The sequence below is a fragment of the Solirubrobacter deserti genome, assembly GCF_027587175.1.
Lineage (GTDB): Bacteria > Actinomycetota > Thermoleophilia > Solirubrobacterales > Solirubrobacteraceae > Solirubrobacter > Solirubrobacter deserti.
Map to the genome: position 1 here is coordinate 63,388 of NZ_JAPCID010000023.1, position 18,398 is coordinate 81,785.

Sequence of the window (18,398 nt, forward strand, 5' to 3'; positions counted from 1 at the left end):
CGAGACACACTCCGTACGCACCTCAGACGGCACCGAGATCCGTCTCACCCGCCACCAGTTCGGGTCCAAGGGCCCACTCGTGCTGGCCCCCGGCTACGGCAACGCCGCCAGCGCGTTCGCCGTCGAGACCGTGCCCAAGAACTGGGTCCAGTACCTGGGAGAACACGGCTACGACGTGTGGCTGCTGGACTACCGGGCCAGCCCCGTGCTGGACGCCAGCCGCACGCAGTTCACCGTCGACGACATCGCCACGCGCGACTGGCCCGCCGCGGTCGACACCGTGCGCGAGAAGACCGGGCAGTCGGACGTGCAGGTTTTCGGGCACTGCGTCGGCGGCCTGTCGCTGTTCATGGCGATGGGCGCCGGGATGGAAGGGGTGCGCAGCGCCACCTTCTCCAGCCTCGCCGGCAACCCGATCCCCACGCCCGGCAACCAGCTGCGTGCCCACGCCCGGATGGCGACGCTGTTCAAGCTGCTCGGGATCAAGTTCCTCGACGTCGCCTACGACCCGAAGCGCTGGGACGGCAAGCTGATCGAGACGGTGATGAAGGCCGTGCCGTTCCGGCACGTCTACGACAACCCGATCGCGCGCCGGATCTACTTCATCTACGGCGACGTCTACGACTACGAGAACATCAACCGCCCGACGATGGAACAGGCCGTGCCCGGCTTCTTCGGCGGCGGCAACCTGACGTTCTTCGAGCACATCTCGCTGATGATCCGGGCCAGCGAGGCGCGCGACGCGCACGGCCAGGACACCTACTGGCGCAACCTCGAGAACTTCAAAGTCCCGATCCACTTCATCACGGGCGAGCACAACAAGATGTTCGTCCCGCGCGGGCTGCAGCGCTCCTACGACGGGCTGCGCAAGGCCCACGGGCCGAAGCTGTACTCGCATCACGTGATCAAGGACTACGCGCACCTGGATCTGTGGCTGGGCGAGAACGCCGAGCGCGACGTGTGGCCGACCGCCCTTGCCGAGCTGGAGAAGCGCAACTAGATGAGCCGTCGTGGTCTGGAGGACTTCTTCTCCTACCCCTTTGCCCAGGCGATCCAGGACCGCCGGACCCGGCGCGTCGCGCAGGGCACTTCGCTGCCGCACGGCGCGCAGCCGTACCAGTCCAGCAACGCGCCCTCGCCGCTGGCGCCGCTGGAGGAGGCGATCCTGATCGCCTCCACGAGCGTGACGGGCGCGGTCATGCACGACGGGCCGACGCAGAAGGTCGACGGCTCGCCCGAGCTCGGCACGATGTTCCTCGAGGTGGCCGGGCGCGCCGCTTCGAGCGCCGACAACGCGCAGGCCACGTCGTTCTTCATGACCAACGACGAGGGCGTGTGGCTGATCGAGCGCCCGCGCGGCGCCGCGGCCGTGGAGCTGTTCTCGCAGATCCCCCCGCGCTGGGAGGACCGCACCGAGGACGACTGGCTGTCGTTCGCCAAGGCGGTCAAGCGCAAGGTCTACGACGGGCGCTTCGCGTTCCCGGACAAGCAGTGGCCGTACTTCCTCGGCTGGAACGGGCAGATGACCAACGCGCCCGGCACGACGCAGTTCCTGCCCGTCGTGGACAACACGCGCCAGTACATCAACGTGCTGCTGATCCTCCTGAGCGAGCCGAAGGGCAAGGCGCCGCTGTTCATCGACGACTGGCAGCCGTTCCGGCCCAAGGGCGCCATGGAGTGGGCGGCGTGGGCGGCCTCCAAGCTCGGGCTGGTGGACCCGATTCCCTACCAGCCGATCGGCGGGCTCAAGCAGGCGCGCGGCGGCTACTCGTCGCTGGACGTGCCGGCGCCGCTCGGGTCGATCACGACGGTGCGCACGGACTACGAGGCGCACTTTTTGTTCCAGAACCTGATGCTCACCGCCGAGGCGCTGCGCCTGGGCGCGTGGGTGCACGGCGCGCCGATGATCCCGCACGTGTGGCAGCGGGACCCGGCCAAGGGCATCCTCGGCCTCGGCTTCCGCGAGTACAGCGCGAAGACGTTCGACTCGCGCTGGAAGCGCTGGCCTCCGGTGCCGGCTTCCCAGCCCGCGTACGTGGGCATCGACGGTGTGCTCGAGGGCCTGTGTCCGCCGTACGTGAACGACATGGACGCGGCCGTCGACCAGGTGCTCGAGGAGAAGTTCGGTCCCGACGGGACGTACACGAACGCGGACGTGTTCGCACAGTCCTACAAGGACAAGGAGACCGCGCAGGCGTACCTGAAGGCCGCCGGCCACCCGCCGCACGAGGCAATCGAGTACACGAAGCAGATCTGCCGCTACCTGGTGGAGACCTACGGGCGCTTCCCGGCCCACACGGACCCGTTCCACCTCCCCGGCATCTGGCTCCAGTGCTCGCACCTGGAGATCGAGTACTACGAGCAGTTCGCCAACCCGCGGCACGTGCGGCGGCAGGCCGAGGGTCGGGAGATCTGGGACCGCTAGATGGGCAACGTCCACGGCCGGATGACCGGCCTGACGCTCTTCACGCCCATCCGCCCGCAGTGGGTGTGGTTCCTGCGGATCGGGCTGCCGGTCACCCGGTACCTGCCGTTCATGGCGCGCCACATCCTGCAGTTCAACTTCATCAAGTTCGTGCGCTGGACGATCGTGCCAGGCCTCGAGGGCGAGCACCTGAACTACCAGTACCTGTACTTCGAGAGCAATTTCGACGGGCCCTGGCAGCACTACATCGACGCCTTCGCGTACGTGATCCCGCTCGACATCCGCGTCACCTGGGGGCGCGGCCCGGGCTTCCCGGCGCCGCCGCCCGCCGAGCCGCTGAAGGCCTGGATCGCGAAGAACTCGATGGAGGGCGGCACGTACTACTGCGCGCACGCGGACGACTCCACGCGCATGGTCTCGGGCGCGCTGGCCGTGCGCGACCGCTTCGCCGAGCTCGATCCCGATCTGCCGCCCGAGCAGTTCAAGGCCGCATGGGAGCGCTTCCTGAGCGATGCTCAGGCGCATCTCTGAGAGCGGCCACCGCGTCGGGAGCGCGTACGCGCTGACGACGTTCGCGCGCGTGCAGGACGGGCGCGCCGACGAGCTCGAGGCCTACCTGGGCGCGCTGCCGGTCGGCCCGGACAGCCCGTTCGCGCGCATCGACACGCTCCACATCGCCCGCGTGCAGCTGTTTCGCGCGCTCGTGCACCAGGGGCCCGATCAGACCAAGCGCGACGAGTTGCAGCACACGCACCTCGTCTTCACGAGCACGATCGACGGTGACCTCGAGCCGTACGTGGAGGCGTTGCGCAAGCGCGTGCCGGAGTGCGACCAGTGGTGGGGCCGCTGCGTCGGCTACCCCGGCCGCACGCAGGCGGGCGCGTTCCTGGGGTGGGTGCGCTCGATCCAGGCCCGGCCCGGGCTCTTCCGGAGCGCGCTGCCGAACGCGACCGTGCACGAGGTGCGCCACGCCCTGGCGCTGCGTGAGCGGGTGATCGACTTCGCCGTCGAGGCGCAGGGCCTGTCCGCCGCCGAGCTGCACGAGCGCTTCAAGGGCGAATTCCGGCCCGGAGGGCTCGATTCGCTGGAAGAACCCGCCCGGGGGGCTCCTTCTTCCGCCGCTGCGAGAGCTCGGCGCTGATGCTCGGCCGCCCGCCCAACGTCCCGCGCCGCAAGCCACGACGCGCGGACATCGACCTCGGCGACATCCAGGGCAACGTCCTGCGCGGCTACACGCATCCCGCGGCCGCGTACCTGTTCCTGCGGATCGTCGACGTCGACGCGGCGCGCGCGCTGATGCGGCGGATGCTGCCGCAGGTGATGACCGCCGAACCGTGGCGCGACGGCGTGCCCGAGACGGCGATGAACGTCGCGTTCACGTTCTCGGGGTTGTCCGCGCTCGGACTTTCGCCGAACCTGCTCGAGTCGTTCCCGGAGGCGTTCCGGGAGGGGATGGCGGCGCGCGCCGAGCGGCTCGGCGACCGCGGCCCGAGCGCGCCCAGCGAGTGGGAGGACGGGCTGGGCACGGGTGGCGCGCACGTGCTCGTGACGGTCTACGCAGTCGACTGGGAGCACCTGACCGCGGCCGTGCGGTCGGTGATCGGCGAGGACGAGCGCCAGCAGGCCGTGACGCTCGTGCACCTGCAGCGCGCGGAGGCGCTGCCCGGCGGCAAGGACCACTTCGGCTTCTTCGACGGCATCGCGCAGCCCGCGGTGCGCGGCGCGGGCGTCGAGCCGCGGCCCGGCGACGGCCAGCCCGACGGCGCCGGCGGCTGGCGCGAGCTCGCCACGGGCGAGATCCTCCTCGGCTACGAGGACGAGGACGGCACGCTGCCCGCCGCGCCGCTCGCCCCCTTCGAGCGCAACGGCACGTTCGTCGTCTACCGCAAGCTGGCCATGGACACCGCCGCCTTCCGGCGCTTCGTCGACGCCCAGAGCTACCCGGGCGGCCCGCGCCAGCTCGCCGCCAAGATCGTCGGCCGCTGGCCCGACGGCACGCCGCTGGCGCTCTCCCCCGGCTCGCCCGACGCCGCGATCGCCTCCGACCCCGCCCGGCTGAACAACTTCGGCTACGCCGACGACCCGGACGGCTTCAAGTGCCCGCTCGGCGCGCACATCCGCCGCGCCAACCCGCGCGACTCGGCCGGCTTCTTCGACGGCCGCCTGTCCAACCGCCACCGGCTCGTGCGCCGCGGTCGCGCCTACGGCAAGCCACTCCCACCCGGCGCGACGGAGGACGACGGCACCGACCGCGGCCTCGTGTTCGTCTGCTTCCAGGCCGACATCTGGCGCCAGTTCGAGACGGTCCAGGCGCTCTGGATCGACGACGGCGACCCGTTCGGCCTCGGCCGCGACAAGGACTTCCTCGTCGGCGAGCCGCACGGGACCGAAGGCAAGATGACGATCCAGGGCCACCCGCCGCACTTCCTCAAGCCGCAGCCCCGCTTCGTGACCCTGCGCGGCGGCGAGTACCTGTTCCAGCCTTCGATGAGCGCGCTACGCCACCTCAGCGGGGCTGGCTGACGCTCATGTCAACCGACGCCGGGCGCGGGGGCGTAGTCGCCCAGGAAGTCCGGGCCGATGATCTCCTGGCGGACCGCTTCGCGCCCGATGTAGCAGCGCCATTCGCGCCCGTCCGAGCGCAGGCTGCGGCACCCGCCGTTGACGTGCTTGGTCGCGTCGACCGTCGGCTCGACGGTGCCCTTGAGGTCCGCGATCTCGCTCTGGAACTCGCCCTCGATCGTGCAGTGGTACTCGACGCCTTCCCGGACGACCTCGCACTGCGGGCTGGTGCCGACGAGGAACTTGGTGCCGCGGGGCAGCGACTGCTCGACGTCCTCGGTGGAGAGCAGGCCGCCGGCGAGCGCCGCGCCCGGCGCCAGCAGCGCCGCGCACGCCGCGCCGGTGAGAACGCGCCGGCGGCGTCGGCGGCCGCGCAGGTCCTGCTGGGTCGCGCGCTCGAGGTCGTCGCCGATGGACATGAGCCGGCCGGTCATCGGGCCTCCTGCTTGGAAGACAGTCGGGTGCGCAACGCCGCCAGCCCGCGGTGCACGCGGACGCGCGCCGCGGCGGGCGTGGTGCCGAGGGACGCGGCGACTTCGTCGTAGGCCAGGTCGTCGACGACGCGCAGGCGGATCGCTTCGCGCTGGCTGGGCGGGAGCGCGTCGAGCGCCTCGTCGAGCCCGTCCAGCCAGGTCTCGTCCGGCGCCGGCGCGGGCGTCGCCACCTGCATCCCCAGCCGCTCGCGGGCGGCGTGCTCGAGCTGGCGGCGGCGCACGGACTGCAGGAGCACGTTGCGGGCGATCCCGAACAGCCAGGGCCCGGCGCTTCCGTCGCACTCGTCGCGGAAGCGCGCCCGCACGAGCCACGCCTGCGCGAACGTCTCGGCGGTCAGCTCGTGCGCGGCCTCCTCGTCGCGCGAGCGTCGCAGGTGGTAGGCGAGCACCCGATCCGAGTAGCGGTCATAGAGCTCGCGGAACGCGCCCGCGTCGCCGCGGGCGCGCGCCATCAGGACAGCGTCGCTGGTCATCTGCCACTGAGATGACCAGACGGCACGGTTTCGTTACGGCTCCCGCTGCGTCGCGTTCGCGGCGAGCTCCGGTTCCTCCGCGGCGAGCGCGGCCGACTCGCGCAGCGACCACAGCTTGACCTTCGCCTTGCGCCCGCGGACCTCGGCCTCGCCGACCTCGACCAGGTCGTCGACCGGGCGCGTGAGCGCCTGCTTGGTCGAGTCGGCGACGTAGAGCTGGTGCGGCGTTCCCTTGGTCATGCCCTCCAGGCGCGCGGCCGTGTTGGTGGTGTCGCCGAGCGCGGTGTACTCGAGCCGGCGCTCGGAGCCGACGTTGCCGGACATGACGGGCCCGGAGTTCAACCCGATCCCCATCTTGAAGCCGTCGTGCAGTCCCTGCTCGCGCAGCCAGCCGTTGAAGCCGTCCATCCGCGAGAGCATGTCCCGGGCCGCGTCCAGCGCACGGTCGGCGTGGTCTGCGGCCTTCAGGGGCGCGCCGAACACGGCCATGATGCCGTCGCCCATGTAGGCCACCAGCGTCCCGCCGTGGTCGAGGATCGCCTCGCTCATCTCGGTCAGGTACTTGTTGAGCGCCTCGATCACCCGCTCCGGCTCGAGCGTCTCGCTGAAGCTCGTGAAGCCGCGCAGGTCGCTGAACATGACCGTCGCCTCGCCGCGCACGCCGCCGAGACGGACGCCGTCGGCGTCGGCCAGCACCTGGTCCACGACGGCCTCGGGCACGAAGCGCGCGAACGCGTCGCGCGCCTGCTCGCGCTCGAGCGCGGTGGTCAACCCGTGCACGATGCCGGTGACGAGCATCGCGGCCAGGCCGGCGATGAAGGGGTAAGCGACGTGGTTGATCACGCCCTCGGACTGGAACAGCACCTGCGACCCGACCAGCAGGACCCCGATGCCCGCGGCGCCGATCGCCAGTGCGGGACCGACCCTCAGGCGCAGCCCCGCGATCGGCGCGAGCAGGCCGAGCAGCACGACCGCGAGCACGTTCAGCCACCCCGGCCCGGAGCGCAGCGGGTACCCCTCGAGCGCGGTCCGGACCGCCGCCATATGGATCTCCGGCCCGGCCATCAGCGTGTTGCCGCTGGTGGACGTGCTGTGGCGATCCTGATTGACGTTGGCCGTGGCGCCGACCATGACGATCTTGCCGCGCACGACCGATGGGTCGAAGAGGCCGTCGCGCACCTTGGCGAAGCTGATCGTGCGCCGGGTCTCCGGCGGCCCGGGGAAGTCGATCCAGTTGTCCTCCGCGGTCGGCGGCGTGACCGGGCGACCGCTCGCGAGCCGCGCCACCTCGACGCTCAACGACGGCAGGCCGTCCTTGTCGCGTGAGACGCGCCGGATCTTCGCGTCGTCGTCGGTGGGGAACCCGGAGAAGCTCATCAGCGGCCCGGGCTGTCCGCGCCGGTGCGGGTTCCCGAAGACCTCGTAGGAGCCGTCCGCGCGGACCTCGGTGGTGGCCAGCACGATCTTGCCCCGCGCCGCCTCGATCGCAGCCTCCAGCGCTGCGTCGGCCCGCTTGTCGTCGCTGCGCTCGCTGAACTGCACGTCGTAGGCGATGACCTTGGCGCCCGCGTCCAGCAGGTTGCGGATGGCGTCGGCATGGTCGTGCCGGTCGAACGGCCACGTGGGCTTGGGCGGGGCCGTGTACGTGTACTCGTCGATCGCGACGAGCACCTGCTCCTCGTCCGGGCCTTCGCTGCCGCGCACGTCGAAGCGGTAGTTGACGGTCGAGAGCTCCAGCCGCTCGAGCGCGTGCGTGGCCTGCAGGACCAGCACCAGCCCGACGATCAACGCCGCGGCCCCGAGCAGCGAGCCGGCCACCAGCCGCCGCGTGCGCGGGTTGGCGCCGCGCGGGCCGAGCCGTTCCAGCGGGCCGCCGAGCGGGACCCGCGACGGCACGTGCGCGAACGGCGTCAGGACGAGCGCCGCGGCCGCGGCGGCCAGCGGCGGGACGACCGACACGATCGTGCCGCGGTTGAACAGGACCTGTGCGACGAGGAGGAACACCGCGACCGCCAGCACGCCGGCGATGACCGCCGGCATCGTCCCGAACCAGCGGCAGACGAGCGGGACCACGAGCGCCAGCGCGAGGATCGCCAGCGCGTCCAGCCACCACCCGGACGCCTGCAACGGGAAGCCGGCCAGCGCCGTCGCCGCCGCGTTGGCGGTGGCCTCCGGGCCGGGCATGTGGTCGTCGACCGGCGTGCGGTGGAAGTCCTTCCCCGCCTGCGCCGTGGCGCCCACGACCACGAGCTTGCCGCGCACGTCGGCCGCCGGGAACGCGTTGCGTTCCACGTCGGAGAAACGCAGCTGCCGGAACGTGCCCGCGGGCCCGGCCCAGTCGACCGGACGCCGTCCGTCCGACGCGATCAGGCCGCGGAAGCTCGGCAGCGCCCGGACCGCGGCGACCGACAACGTCGGCAGGCCCTTGATGTTCATGGACATCTGGCGCAGCACGCCGTCGCCGTCGGCCGGCAGCAGCGAGGCCGACTCGGTGGCGCCGCTGTACGCGATCCCATGGCCCCCGCCGAAGATCTGCGTGGTCCCGTCGTCGGCGACCTCGGTGGTGGCGAGCACGACCCGGGGCGAGTCCGCGACCGCTTCGATCAGCGCGTTGTCGGAGTCGGGGTTGTCGCTCTCCTCCGTGAACTGGACGTCGTAGGCGAGGACGCCGGCGCCCGCCTTGGTCAGGTTGCGGATCACCCGCGCGTGGCTGCGGCGGTCGAGCGGGTAGCGGCCCGCGGCCTTCAGCGTGGCGTCGTCCATCGCGACGATCACGACGTCCTTGGACGCCTCTCGCTCGCCGCGGATCGAGAAGCGCGTGTCGACGCTCGCCCGCTCGGCCCCGCCGAGCCAGCCCGTGCCGTGGAAGACGAACCCGACCGTCGCGGCGATCAGCGCGATCGCGACCAGCGCCATGCCGCCGGGACGCCTCATGCCGCCGCCACGAGCAGCGCGACCAGGAACAGCGAGAGCACGTGGAACGACTGGTCGACCGCCGCCGCGAGCGCCAGGTTCAGACCGTCCGCGCGCTTGACGCGCACGAGGTACAGGCTCACGAGCCGGCCGTCGTCGATCATCAGGTGCGGGATGAACACGAGCGCGCCGGCGATCACCGCCCACGCCGGCTCGAGCTCGCCGCCGATCCAGATCAGCGCGGGCAGGAACGCGAGCGTGTACGTCGTGACGTGGGTGAGCAGCGCGCGCCGCGCGACCGGGTCGCTGCCGAGCCCGCCGCGTTTGTGGCGCGCCTGCCAGTCCGTCTGGAGGAGATAGTCACCCGCCATGTGGGCGACGAGGAACGCCGCGAGGACGGAGACCCAGCTCACTAGCGACGCGCCAGGTACTGCTTCCCGGCCCGGACGACCACGTTGCGCTTGCGCTTGAAGTCGCGGACGAGGACGGAGCCCTGGGTGACCCGGGTCAGCGTCCCGTCGCAGCGGTCGGTGACGAGCCACTTGGTGCCGCGCACGGTCGCCGAGCTGTACTTGCCCGACGTGCGGAACGCGCCCTTGCCCTCGCCCCACAGCTTGCGCGTCTTCTTTTTCTTCTGCGCCGCGCTCGCCCGGCCGCCGGAGCGCTTGGGGCACTTGGCGAGCGCCTCGGCGAGCGCGAGGTCGGTGATCGGCTTGGCGCCGCGCGTCTGGCCGACCTTGAACACGCCGTCGTAGAACCAGGCGAGCTGCGTCTGGTCGCCCGTGCCGGTCGTCGAGACGAGGTTCACGCGGCCCCTGGTGGCATCGATGGTCGCGCCCACCGGGATCTGCATCGCGCCCTTGAGCTCCACGAACGTCTTCGAGGGCGGGATCTTGATGAAGATGCGGCCCCGGCGGACGCTGACGTTGACCGTCTTGCCCGTGACGGGCGGCGGCAGCTGCTCGATCTCCGGCGCGGCCGCGCCGGGGTTGCCGTTGCCGCTCGGGGCGGGCGGCGTGACCGTGCCGGGGGGAGCGGGGCTCGCGAGCAGCCAGCGGACGTCGATCGTGCGCCGCTCACCCGGGGCGAGGTTGTCGAGCGCGAACTCGACCCCGACGCCGTTGTCGGGCGCCGCGGAGTCGACCGTGTTGTTGAGCCCGTCGGCCGCGAAGTTGGCGAAGACGGCCTCGAAGTCGCCCTCCTGGTAGGCGCGCCAGGGCGTGACCTCCTGGAGCCCGTACACGAGCCCGGACGTCTCCTCGCGCCCGCCGACGAACCGCGGGGGCGTAGCGGCGATCGCGCCGTTGCCGCTGTCGTTGTTGCCGACATAGAGGTCCGCGAGCGCGCCGGCGCGCAGTGAGGTCGGCGCCGTCGAGACGTTCTCGATGTCGTAGGCGATGTTCACCTGCGGCACGTTGTCGGTGTAGGAGATCGTCTCCGTCACCCGCAGGTTCGGCCCGACCGTATAGACGCTCGCCAGGAGCTTGGTCGCGCCGCCGTCGGCGAGCGTCGGGCCCGAGAGCCGCGTGCGGCCGGGCGCGGCGTCGAAGCCCGACTCGAGCGGGTAGTGGTTCGGACCTTCCTTGATCTCGAGCCCGGCGTGGCCCGGGTTCTCGTCCGGGTCATAGAAGAGCCCGGCCGCGATCCCGTCCTGGCGGATCTGGATCCCGCCGAGCCCGTCGGCGATCACGTTCAACGGCGCGCCGTCGATCTGGGCGCCCGCGCCCGCGGGCACGGCGAACACGGTCGCGCCCGCGAGAGCGGCCGCAACCAACATTCGAATGCCGCCTCGTCTGCGCAAACCACCCCGATCGTCTTTCAATGGCCCTCGGTCTGTCAAGCCCCTCTGGACGGGTGGACGGGCGTCCGTTCGGGCAGAGGCGCCGTGTCCCTACCCTGGGTCGCCGTGCGCTGCTACGTCGAGCCGAGCCCCGCGGGCGGGTACTTCGTGCGCATTCGCGGGGAGGCGGCGCCGGTGTCCCGGCACGACACCGAGGAGGAGGCGGAAGCCGCCGCGGCCGCGTACGAGCGCGGGCTCGCGCGCGAGGACACGGTCGAGCACGCGATCCTCAAGGACGAGTCGGAAGTGCTCATCCGCGCGGTCCGGCCCGACGACAAGCCGCTGTTCGTCGCCGGCTTCAGCGACCTCTCGCCGGCGTCCGTCCGGGGACGCTTCCTGGCGTCGCGGCCGGCGCTGAACGTGCAGGAGCTGGCGTTCTTCACCGAGATCGACCACGTCGACCACGAGGCCATCGGCGCCCTCGACGCCGCCTCGCGCAAGGCGGTGGGCGTGGCGCGGTACGTGCGCGACGGTGAGCGGCCCCACGTCGCGGAGGCGGCGCTGGTCGTGGCCGATGCCTGGCAGGGTCGCGGGCTCGGCGACAAGCTGCTGCGCCAGCTGCGCGACCGCGCGCTCGAGAATGGCATCCGCTGTTTCACCGCGCTGCTGTTCGCCGACAATGAGGCCATGCTCAAGCTCTTCCGCCGGCTCGGCGAGGTCACGGTCACCGGCCGTGACGGCAGCGTGATCGAGATCGCGGTGCCGCTCGGATGAGCAGCGGCTTCGGGCTCGACCATCTGCCCTACGGCGTCGTCGACGGGCACTGCGTCGTCCGCTACGAGGACCACGTACTCGACCTCAGCACGGTGCCCGGGCTCCCGCCCGTGTTCGACTACCCGACGCTCAACCCCTTCCTGGCGCTCGGCCGGCCCGTGTGGGAGGACGTGCGCGAGAAGGTCACGCGCGTGCTGGAGGCTGGCACCGTCGAGCTGCAGGCGATCTACGAGCTCGAGCTGCCGCTCGCGGTGGGCGACTACGTCGACTTCTACTCCTCGCTCGAGCACGCGACCAACGTGGGCAGGCGGTTCCGGCCGGACGACCCGCTGCCACCCGCGTGGAAGGCGCTGCCGATCGGCTACCACGGGCGCGCCGGGTCGATCGTCGTCTCCGGTAGCGACATCGTGCGCCCGCACGGGCTGCGGCCGAGCTACGGGCCGACCGAGGAGCTGGACTTCGAGCTCGAGCTGGGCTTCGTCACCGGCCCCGGCAAGCACCTCGGCTGCCCGATCCCGGCGAGCGACGTGCGCGATCACGTCTTCGGCTTCGTGCTCGTCAACGACTGGAGCGCGCGCGACCTGCAGCGCTTCGAGTACCGCCCGCTCGGGCCGCTGACGGGCAAGTCGTTCGCCACCAGCATCTCGGCCTGGGTCACGCCGCTGGCTGCGCTCGAGCCGTACCTGGTTCCGGCGCGCGAGCAGGACCCGGAGCCTGACGAGTACTTGCGCACCACCGGTGACTGGGCGCTCGACATCGACCTCGAGGTCGAGGTGAGCGGGACCGTCGTCACCCGCGGGAACGCGCGCAGCCTGTACTGGACGTTCCCCCAACAGCTCGCGCACGCGACGGTCAACGGCGCCGCCGTCCGCCCCGGCGACCTGTTCGCGTCGGGCACCATCTCCGGCCCCGAACCCGGCACCTACGGGTGCCTGCTGGAAGCGGGCGGGCCCTACCTCGACGACGGCGACACGGTGACGCTGCGCGGCCGCGCGGGCACGATCGAGCTCGGCGCCGTGCGCGGGACGATCGTCAGCGCGCGGTGATCGCCGCGACCTCGCGCGGCAGCGAGATCGGGTCGAACGGCTTCGCGATCACGCCCGCCGCGCCCAGCGCCAACAGCGTGTCGTCCTCGCCCTTGGCCGTGAGGAAGATCACCGGCACGTCGTCGCCGAGCAGCGGGCGCAGCTGCTCGAGCGTGGCCGGGCCGTCGGTGTCGGGCATCATCACGTCAAGCAGGACGACGGCCGGCCGCGCCGCCGACGCCGCCCGCACCGCTTCCGCCGCCGACCCCGCGACGGTCACGTCCCAGCCGCCGACGCGCTCGAGCGCCATCTTCGCGATCGCGCGGATGTCGGGCTCGTCGTCCACGAGCAGCAGGTAGCTCAAGCCAGCGCCTCCGCCACCGAGGCGTCCAGGTTCTCGGCGTCCACCTTCACCACCGGGAGGTCGAGCTCGACGCCGTCGAGCCCGGCGCCGGAGACGAGCACGAGCGCGAAGCCCTCCGCCTCGGCCAGCACCTCCGGGTCGTCGAACGTCTCCACGCGGCGCCCGAGCCGGCGCACGGCGCGCGCGAGCTGAGCGCGCCGCGGCGCGCGCCGGTCGTAGACGGCGACCGGCGGCTTGCCCTGCGGCAGCGGCAGCGTGATCCGGAACGTCGCGCCCGCCCCGGGCTCGCTCTCGGCCCAGATGCGGCCCGCGTGCTGCTCGATGATCGCGCGCGAGATCGGCAGCCCGAGGCCGGTGCCGCCCTTCTCGCGATGGTCGGACGCGTCGACCTGGCGGAAGCGCTCGAACACCGCTTCCAGCTGCTCGGGCGGGATGCCGCGCCCTTCGTCCATGACCGAGATCAGCACGTTGGCGCCGTGCGCCTTGACCATCGTGCGCACGGACGCGCCGGGTGGCGAGAACTTGATCGCGTTGCCGACGAGGTTCACCAGCGCCTGGACGATCCGATCGGGGTCCACGAACAGCTCCAGGTCCCCAGGCGCCTGCCACTCGAGCGCGACGCCGGCCGCGTCCGCCACGGGCTGGACGACCTGCGCCGTGGCCGCGAGCAGGTCGACGGGCGTGACGCTGCGCACCTCGAGCTCCACGCGGCCGGCGTGCAGGCGCTCGAGGTCCAGCGTCTCCTCGACCAGGCGCGTGAGCCGCTCGGTGTTCTCGCGCGCGATCCGCACCATGTCGGCGGCCTCGACCGACAGCTCGCCCGCGACGCCCGCCTCGAGCAGGCCGAGCGAGCCGCGGATGGAGGTGAGCGGCGTCTTGAGCTCGTGCCCGACGACGGACACGAGCTCGTCCTTGAGGCGCTCGACCTCCTTGCGCTCGGAGATGTCCTCGACCATCCCGATCGTCACGTCCGGCCGCCCATCGCGGTCGCGCAGGATCGAGGCCGTCAGCGCCGCCCAGAACCAGGTGCCGTCCGGCCGCACGTAGCGCTTCTCGCGCCGGTAGCGGTCGAGTTCACCGCTGAAGAGCTTGTCGACGTTGTCGCCCCCGCGGTCGGCCGGATGCGTGATCGCGGACACGGGGACCCCGCGCAGCTCGCCGGCGGGGATCTCGATCATGGCCGCGAACGCCCGGTTCGCCTCGACGATCCGGCCGCTCTCGTCGACCATCGTCATGCCGATCGCGGCCTCGTGGAAGACCGCCCGGAACCGCTGCTCGCTCTCACGCCAGCTGGCGAGTGCCTCGGAGAGGTCCTTGTGGTTGAGCTCGTCCTCCGCGATCCGGGCGATGTCGCGCAGCAGCGCGATCTCGGTCGCGCCAAGTTGACGCGGCTTGGTGTCGGCGATGCACACAGTGCCGACTCGGAAACCGGTCGCGGTCGTGATTGGTACGCCTGCGTAAAAGCGCAGGTACGGCGGACCGGTCACCACCCGCATGTGCGCGACCCGCGGATCGAGGTGGGTGTCGGGGATCACCAGCGGCTGCGGGCTCTCGATCGCGATCGAGCAGAACGACACGGCACGGTCGTCTTCGCTCCCCGTCAGCCCGATGCACGACTTAAACCACTGACGTTCCTCGTCGACGAGTGACACGAGCGCGATCGGCACGTCGAACGCCGCGGAGGCGATCCGGGTGAGACGGTCGAAGCGCTCCTCCGGGGGCGTGTCGAGAATGTTCAGCGCCTGTAGAGCGCTGAGCCGGTCAGCCTCCAAAGTCCCTGCTGCAGCCACGATCGACACGCTACCCGCCTACCATCCGTCGGGATGCAGGAGACGGACGAGCTGCAGGCCGTGATCGCGGCGATGTGGGCGAACGCGCGGCCGCGGCTGCTCGCGCGGGTGGAAGCGCTGGAGGCCGCTGTGGCCGCCGACCTGCGGGACCCCGAGCGTGAGACGGCGCTGCTGCAGGCGCACACGCTGGTCGGCACGCTGGGGACCTTCGGCCGCCCCGTGGCGTCGGACTCGGCGCGCGCGGCGGAGGTCGCCCTGGAGGCGGGTGACCGGGACGCCGTCTGCGCCGCGGTCGAGAAGCTGCGCGCGCAGATCGAAGCGGACTAGGTCCGCTTGCTGGCCACGTAGTACTGGCGCACGAACACCACGACGATCAACCCGAGGCCGAGGTAGAGCCCGTAGCGGGAGATCGCCTTCGCGATGTCCACCGCGTCCTGCCCCATCGCGTAGCCGAGCCCGATGCAGAGGCCGATCCACAGGCCTGAGCCGATCAGGTCCAGCAGCAGGAACACCCACAGCCGCATGCGCGTCCAGCCCGCGGCGGCGTAGATCAGCACGTTCGGGACGGGCTGGAAGTAGGCGATGATGATCGCCGCCCAGCCGAAGCGTTTGGTCAGCCGTTCGAGCCTTTGCGCGCGCTTCTCGGCCTTCGGGTGGTTGCCGATGAAGACGTCGATCGCGCGCTTGCCCCACCGCCGGCCGGCCCACCAGTACAGCCAGTCGAACATCATCATCCCGGGGATCGAGACGAGGATCACCAGCGGCAGCGACGCCTCGCCGATCCGCACCATCCCGCCCAGCGTCACCATCCCGGACGCCGAGCCCTTGAGCAGGACGAGGATCCACGGGTGCGCGAGCAGCGTCGGCGTCAGCGGCATCAGCGCCAGCAGGTAGAGCCCGCTGGCCATGATCGCGCCGAGCAGGAACTTGTCGGCGGGCTGCGCGCGACCCTCCCACGGGAGCGCGGGTGGCGGCGGCTCGGCCTTGCGCGGCAGTGCCGCCCCGTCCTCGCTCATCTAGGCAAAGGTACTGCGCCAGGCCTCCGGGGCGGCGTGGATCTCCAGATTCGCCGCGCCCCGCCACGCGGCGAGCCGTTCGAGCTCGCGGCGGATCGCCTTCGGGAGCCGCGCGCCGCGCGGGACCTTCGGCTCGGCGTGGACGGTGTGCGCGACGAGCGTGTCCCGCTTGCGGTCCATGGCGAGGTCCACGCGGCCGACGAGCCGGTCGCCGTCGAGGATCGGGAGCACGAAGTAGCCCCAGCGGCGCTTCGGCCTGGGCACATAGATCTCGAGCCGGTGGTGGAAGCCGAACAGCGCCTCGGTGCGCGCGCGGTCGCACAGCAGGTTGTCGAACGGGCTCAGGAGCACGGTGCGGCCCTTGAAGTCGTCATTCAGGCGCTCGACGTCCTCGGCGCAGATCCACCAGTCCTCGCCCAGCCCTTCCACCGCCAGCGGCTCGATCACGCCCTCGCGGTGCAGCTCGGCGAGCACCTCGGGCAGGTCCGGGTAGCGCCCGCGCGTGAAGTGGGCGCGGATGTGCGGCACGCGCGCGGCGCCGAGCGCCTTGATCGCCAGCGGCGCGGCCCGGCGCGTGATCTCGCGGCCCTCGATCGGCTCGCGCGGCGCCTCGGCCGGCAGGCAGCGCTCCATCAGGTCCCAGACCCGCTGCGCGCCCTCGCGGCGGGAGATGCCGACCACGCCGCGCACCCACATCATGTCCAGCATCCGCGAGACGTTGCGGCCGGTCGTCCAGCCGCCGGACTCCCACGCGACGGTCGCGCGGTCCTCGAACGCGGTCGCGCGCGACGGACCGGCCTCGGTCAGCACCTCGAGGATGTGCTCGCGCAGGCCCACCTCGCTGCCGTACCACGCGTTCACCCGCCGTTGCCACGCGCCGCCGCGGCCGTGCGGCCAATGGCGCATCTCCCACGCGTGCAGCGGCAGGTCCTCGCTGAGCACGTAGGACGCCTCGTGCGCCCAGTACTCGAACAGCGCGCGGTCCTCGTAGGCGAGCTGCTCGAACGCTCGCTCGTCGAACGCGCCGTGGCGGGAGAAGAGCACGAGCAGGTGGTTGCGGGCGACGACCGCGGTCGGGTCGAGCTGGAGGCAGCGCAGCGCGCGCACCGTCTCCAGCAGGTCCTGGGGTGTCGCCTTGCGGCGTGGGAGCGGGCCGTCGAGGCGCTGGTTGCGGATGGCGAGCCGGCGGACGGCCTGCGGTGTGGCGCGGAGCACCAGCTCAATTCTGGCGGAACAGGTAGGCGGCCGCGGCGCGTCCGACGACGATCCCCGCCGCGCACCAGGCGAACGCGATCCACAGCTCGTCGCCTACCGGGGTGCCCATCGTGAGCGCGCGCACCGAGTCGGCGATCGGCGTCACGGGCTGGTGCTCGGCGACCCACCGCAGGCCCGCGGGCATCGACTCGGCGGGCACGAACGCGCTCGACACGTAGGGCGCGAAGGCGGCGACGAACGTGATCGCGTTGGCGCCTTCGATCGTCTTGGCGAGCAGCCCGAACGCGGCCGCCATCCAGCTGATCGCGACCATCAGTGCGAGCAGCAGCGCGGCCGCGGCGAGCCAGCGCGCCGGGTCGACCTCGGGTCGGAAGCCGGCGATCAGCGCGACGGCGATCACGAGGCTGGTGGAGACGACGTTGCGCGCCACGGACGCCGTGACGTGGCCGGTCAGCACGGCGCCGGACGGAATCGGCAACGTGCGGAAGCGGTCGATCACGCCCGTGGTCATGTCGACCGCGACGGCGACCGCGGTGGACGCCGAGCCGAAGCCCGCGCACAGCACGATGATCCCCGGCACGACGTAGTCGACGTAGCGCCCGCCGGCGTCGATCGCGCCGCCGAACACGTAGACGAACATGAGCAGGATCGCGACGGGCAGCAGCACGGCGGTCAGCAGCGCGTCGATCGAGCGGACGCTGTGGCGCAGGCTGCGGCCGACGAAGGTGAGGCTGGCCGTCATCGCGTCACCGCCAGGAACACGTCGTCCAGCGACGGTTGGTGGAGCTCGATGCGTTCGGCGTCCGGGTGGGCCTCCAGCGCGCGGCGGACGTCGTCTGGACCGTTCACCGGGATGCGCTGGGAGCGGTCGGCGAAGTGCAGCTCGAGCACCTCGCTCGCGATCCGGGCCTTCAACTCGGCGGCGGTGCCCTGCTCGATCACGCGACCGCCGTCGATCACGGCGATCCGCTGCGCGAGCCGGTCGGCCTCCTCCAGGTACTGCGTCGTGAGCAGGACGGTCACGCCCTCGTCGGCGAGCGTGGTCACGGCGTCCCAGACGGCGCGTCGCGAGCGGGGGTCCAGGCCCGTGGTCGGCTCGTCGAGGAAGAGCACCTGCGGGCGCTGGACCAGGCTCATCGCCAGGTCGAGCCGGCGCCGCATGCCGCCGCTGTAGGACTCCACCCGGCGGCCGGCGGCCTCGACCAGGTCGAAGCGCTCCAGCAGGTCGTCCGCGATGCCCTTCGGCGCGCCGCGCAGCCGGGCCATCATGCGCAGGTTCTCGGCGCCGGTGAGCATGCCGTCCACCGCCGCCTCCTGGGCGGTGAGGCTGATCGCGGCGCGGACGGCGTTCGGCTCGCGGACGACGTGGTGGCCCGCGACGCGCGCCGTGCCGCCGTCGGGGGCGAGCAGGGTGGTGAGGATGCGGACGGTCGTCGTCTTGCCGGCGCCGTTCGGACCGAGCAGCGCGAACACCTCGCCGGCCTGCACCTGCAGGTCCACGCCGTCCAGGACCGTGGCGTTCCCGAAGCGCTTCCTCAGACCTTCGACCTCGATTGTGTATGGCATA

General features: G+C 71.9%; 19 protein-coding genes. 8 read left to right on the top strand and 11 right to left on the bottom strand.

All coding sequences use genetic code 11. The features are described 5' to 3' along the window. Positions 1–79: 79 nt before the first annotated feature. The 5 genes from OJ962_RS17430 to OJ962_RS17450 are packed head-to-tail and all read left to right on the top strand — an operon-like array spanning position 80 to position 4,948. Positions 80–1,000 carry an alpha/beta fold hydrolase gene (locus OJ962_RS17430; RefSeq protein WP_202956588.1) on the top strand — a complete coding sequence of 307 codons (921 nt, stop codon included), beginning with the start codon at positions 80–82 and terminating at the stop codon, positions 998–1,000. Continuing rightward, entirely contained in the window at positions 1,001–2,425 is a 1,425-nt protein-coding gene (locus OJ962_RS17435; protein ID WP_202956587.1) for a hypothetical protein, read from the top strand. Next, on the top strand, positions 2,426–2,956 hold the full coding sequence (locus OJ962_RS17440) for a hypothetical protein (protein ID WP_202956586.1): 531 nt from the start codon (positions 2,426–2,428) through the stop codon (positions 2,954–2,956). Beyond that, positions 2,937–3,566, top strand: coding sequence for a hypothetical protein (locus tag OJ962_RS17445; protein WP_202956585.1), 630 nt, complete (start codon positions 2,937–2,939; stop codon positions 3,564–3,566). The genes OJ962_RS17440 and OJ962_RS17445 overlap by 20 nt, the downstream gene beginning before the upstream one ends. Beyond that, positions 3,566–4,948: a Dyp-type peroxidase gene (locus OJ962_RS17450; protein ID WP_202956584.1), complete on the top strand. Its 1,383-nt coding sequence runs from the start codon at positions 3,566–3,568 to the stop codon at positions 4,946–4,948. The genes OJ962_RS17445 and OJ962_RS17450 overlap by 1 nt, the downstream gene beginning before the upstream one ends. A gap of 8 nt (positions 4,949–4,956) precedes the next feature. Here the strand turns inward: OJ962_RS17450 and OJ962_RS17455 are convergent, their stop codons facing one another. From OJ962_RS17455 to OJ962_RS17475, 5 genes are read right to left on the bottom strand one after another with little or no spacing between them, the layout of a single operon-like run. Continuing rightward, positions 4,957–5,421 carry a hypothetical protein gene (locus OJ962_RS17455; protein WP_202956583.1) on the bottom strand — a complete coding sequence of 155 codons (465 nt, stop codon included), beginning with the start codon at positions 5,419–5,421 and terminating at the stop codon, positions 4,957–4,959. Continuing rightward, positions 5,418–5,954 carry an RNA polymerase sigma factor gene (locus OJ962_RS17460; RefSeq protein ID WP_202956582.1) on the bottom strand — a complete coding sequence of 179 codons (537 nt, stop codon included), beginning with the start codon at positions 5,952–5,954 and terminating at the stop codon, positions 5,418–5,420. The genes OJ962_RS17455 and OJ962_RS17460 overlap by 4 nt, the downstream gene beginning before the upstream one ends. Positions 5,955–5,987: 33 nt before the next feature. Continuing rightward, on the bottom strand, positions 5,988–8,888 hold the full coding sequence (locus tag OJ962_RS17465) for an adenylate/guanylate cyclase domain-containing protein (protein ID WP_202956581.1): 2,901 nt from the start codon (positions 8,886–8,888) through the stop codon (positions 5,988–5,990). Then, positions 8,885–9,280, bottom strand: coding sequence for a DUF3307 domain-containing protein (locus OJ962_RS17470; RefSeq protein ID WP_202956580.1), 396 nt, complete (start codon positions 9,278–9,280; stop codon positions 8,885–8,887). Before OJ962_RS17470 ends, OJ962_RS17465 begins: the two co-directional genes overlap by 4 nt. Beyond that, positions 9,280–10,644 carry a hypothetical protein gene (locus OJ962_RS17475; RefSeq protein ID WP_202956579.1) on the bottom strand — a complete coding sequence of 455 codons (1,365 nt, stop codon included), beginning with the start codon at positions 10,642–10,644 and terminating at the stop codon, positions 9,280–9,282. Before OJ962_RS17475 ends, OJ962_RS17470 begins: the two co-directional genes overlap by 1 nt. Before the next feature lie 129 nt (positions 10,645–10,773). On the opposite strand from OJ962_RS17475, the gene OJ962_RS17480 reads away from it, so the two are divergent. Together OJ962_RS17480 and OJ962_RS17485 are read left to right on the top strand one after the other, a co-directional pair. After that, positions 10,774–11,421 (top strand): GNAT family N-acetyltransferase, encoded by a 648-nt coding sequence (locus OJ962_RS17480; RefSeq protein WP_202956578.1) that lies wholly within the window; start codon positions 10,774–10,776, stop codon positions 11,419–11,421. Beyond that, positions 11,418–12,467 carry a fumarylacetoacetate hydrolase family protein gene (locus tag OJ962_RS17485; protein WP_202956577.1) on the top strand — a complete coding sequence of 350 codons (1,050 nt, stop codon included), beginning with the start codon at positions 11,418–11,420 and terminating at the stop codon, positions 12,465–12,467. Before OJ962_RS17480 ends, OJ962_RS17485 begins: the two co-directional genes overlap by 4 nt. Here the strand turns inward: OJ962_RS17485 and OJ962_RS17490 are convergent. Together OJ962_RS17490 and OJ962_RS17495 are read right to left on the bottom strand one after the other, a co-directional pair. Then, positions 12,454–12,810 (bottom strand): response regulator, encoded by a 357-nt coding sequence (locus OJ962_RS17490; RefSeq protein WP_202956576.1) that lies wholly within the window; start codon positions 12,808–12,810, stop codon positions 12,454–12,456. The two genes, OJ962_RS17485 and OJ962_RS17490, sit on opposite strands and share 14 nt — an antisense overlap. Next, complete coding sequence (locus OJ962_RS17495; protein ID WP_202956575.1) at positions 12,807–14,600, bottom strand: GAF domain-containing sensor histidine kinase; 1,794 nt, start codon at positions 14,598–14,600, stop codon at positions 12,807–12,809. The genes OJ962_RS17490 and OJ962_RS17495 overlap by 4 nt, the downstream gene beginning before the upstream one ends. Before the next feature lie 33 nt (positions 14,601–14,633). Here OJ962_RS17495 and OJ962_RS17500 point away from each other — a divergent pair, with 33 nt between their 5' ends. Next, entirely contained in the window at positions 14,634–14,927 is a 294-nt protein-coding gene (locus OJ962_RS17500) for an Hpt domain-containing protein (protein WP_202956574.1), read from the top strand. Here OJ962_RS17500 and OJ962_RS17505 read toward each other — a convergent pair. The 4 genes from OJ962_RS17505 to OJ962_RS17520 are packed head-to-tail and all read right to left on the bottom strand — an operon-like array spanning position 14,924 to position 18,397. After that, positions 14,924–15,616 carry a DedA family protein gene (locus OJ962_RS17505; RefSeq protein WP_202956573.1) on the bottom strand — a complete coding sequence of 231 codons (693 nt, stop codon included), beginning with the start codon at positions 15,614–15,616 and terminating at the stop codon, positions 14,924–14,926. The two genes, OJ962_RS17500 and OJ962_RS17505, sit on opposite strands and share 4 nt — an antisense overlap. Continuing rightward, positions 15,617–16,831: a winged helix-turn-helix domain-containing protein gene (locus OJ962_RS17510; protein ID WP_202956572.1), complete on the bottom strand. Its 1,215-nt coding sequence runs from the start codon at positions 16,829–16,831 to the stop codon at positions 15,617–15,619. 4 nt (positions 16,832–16,835) lie between these two features. Next, positions 16,836–17,573, bottom strand: a complete 738-nt coding sequence (locus OJ962_RS17515; protein WP_202956571.1) for an ABC transporter permease — start codon at positions 17,571–17,573, stop codon at positions 16,836–16,838. After that, positions 17,570–18,397: an ATP-binding cassette domain-containing protein gene (locus OJ962_RS17520; RefSeq protein WP_202956570.1), complete on the bottom strand. Its 828-nt coding sequence runs from the start codon at positions 18,395–18,397 to the stop codon at positions 17,570–17,572. Before OJ962_RS17520 ends, OJ962_RS17515 begins: the two co-directional genes overlap by 4 nt. Position 18,398 lies beyond the last annotated feature (1 nt).

Excerpts from the sequence above, each read along its gene's own strand:
- OJ962_RS17435 (WP_202956587.1), top strand. The coding sequence starts at position 1,001 with ATGAGCCGTCGTGGTCTGGAGGACTTCTTCTCCTACCCCTTTGCCCAG.
- OJ962_RS17440 (WP_202956586.1), top strand. The coding sequence starts at position 2,426 with ATGGGCAACGTCCACGGCCGGATGACCGGCCTGACGCTCTTCACGCCC.
- OJ962_RS17445 (WP_202956585.1), top strand. The coding sequence starts at position 2,937 with ATGCTCAGGCGCATCTCTGAGAGCGGCCACCGCGTCGGGAGCGCGTAC.
- OJ962_RS17450 (WP_202956584.1), top strand. The coding sequence starts at position 3,566 with ATGCTCGGCCGCCCGCCCAACGTCCCGCGCCGCAAGCCACGACGCGCG.
- OJ962_RS17455 (WP_202956583.1), bottom strand. The coding sequence starts at position 5,421 with ATGACCGGCCGGCTCATGTCCATCGGCGACGACCTCGAGCGCGCGACC.
- OJ962_RS17460 (WP_202956582.1), bottom strand. The coding sequence starts at position 5,954 with ATGACCAGCGACGCTGTCCTGATGGCGCGCGCCCGCGGCGACGCGGGC.
- OJ962_RS17465 (WP_202956581.1), bottom strand. The coding sequence starts at position 8,888 with ATGAGGCGTCCCGGCGGCATGGCGCTGGTCGCGATCGCGCTGATCGCC.
- OJ962_RS17475 (WP_202956579.1), bottom strand. The coding sequence starts at position 10,644 with ATGTTGGTTGCGGCCGCTCTCGCGGGCGCGACCGTGTTCGCCGTGCCC.
- OJ962_RS17485 (WP_202956577.1), top strand. The coding sequence starts at position 11,418 with ATGAGCAGCGGCTTCGGGCTCGACCATCTGCCCTACGGCGTCGTCGAC.
- OJ962_RS17500 (WP_202956574.1), top strand. The coding sequence starts at position 14,634 with ATGCAGGAGACGGACGAGCTGCAGGCCGTGATCGCGGCGATGTGGGCG.
- OJ962_RS17505 (WP_202956573.1), bottom strand. The coding sequence starts at position 15,616 with ATGAGCGAGGACGGGGCGGCACTGCCGCGCAAGGCCGAGCCGCCGCCA.
- OJ962_RS17515 (WP_202956571.1), bottom strand. The coding sequence starts at position 17,573 with ATGACGGCCAGCCTCACCTTCGTCGGCCGCAGCCTGCGCCACAGCGTC.
- OJ962_RS17520 (WP_202956570.1), bottom strand. The coding sequence starts at position 18,397 with ATGCCATACACAATCGAGGTCGAAGGTCTGAGGAAGCGCTTCGGGAAC.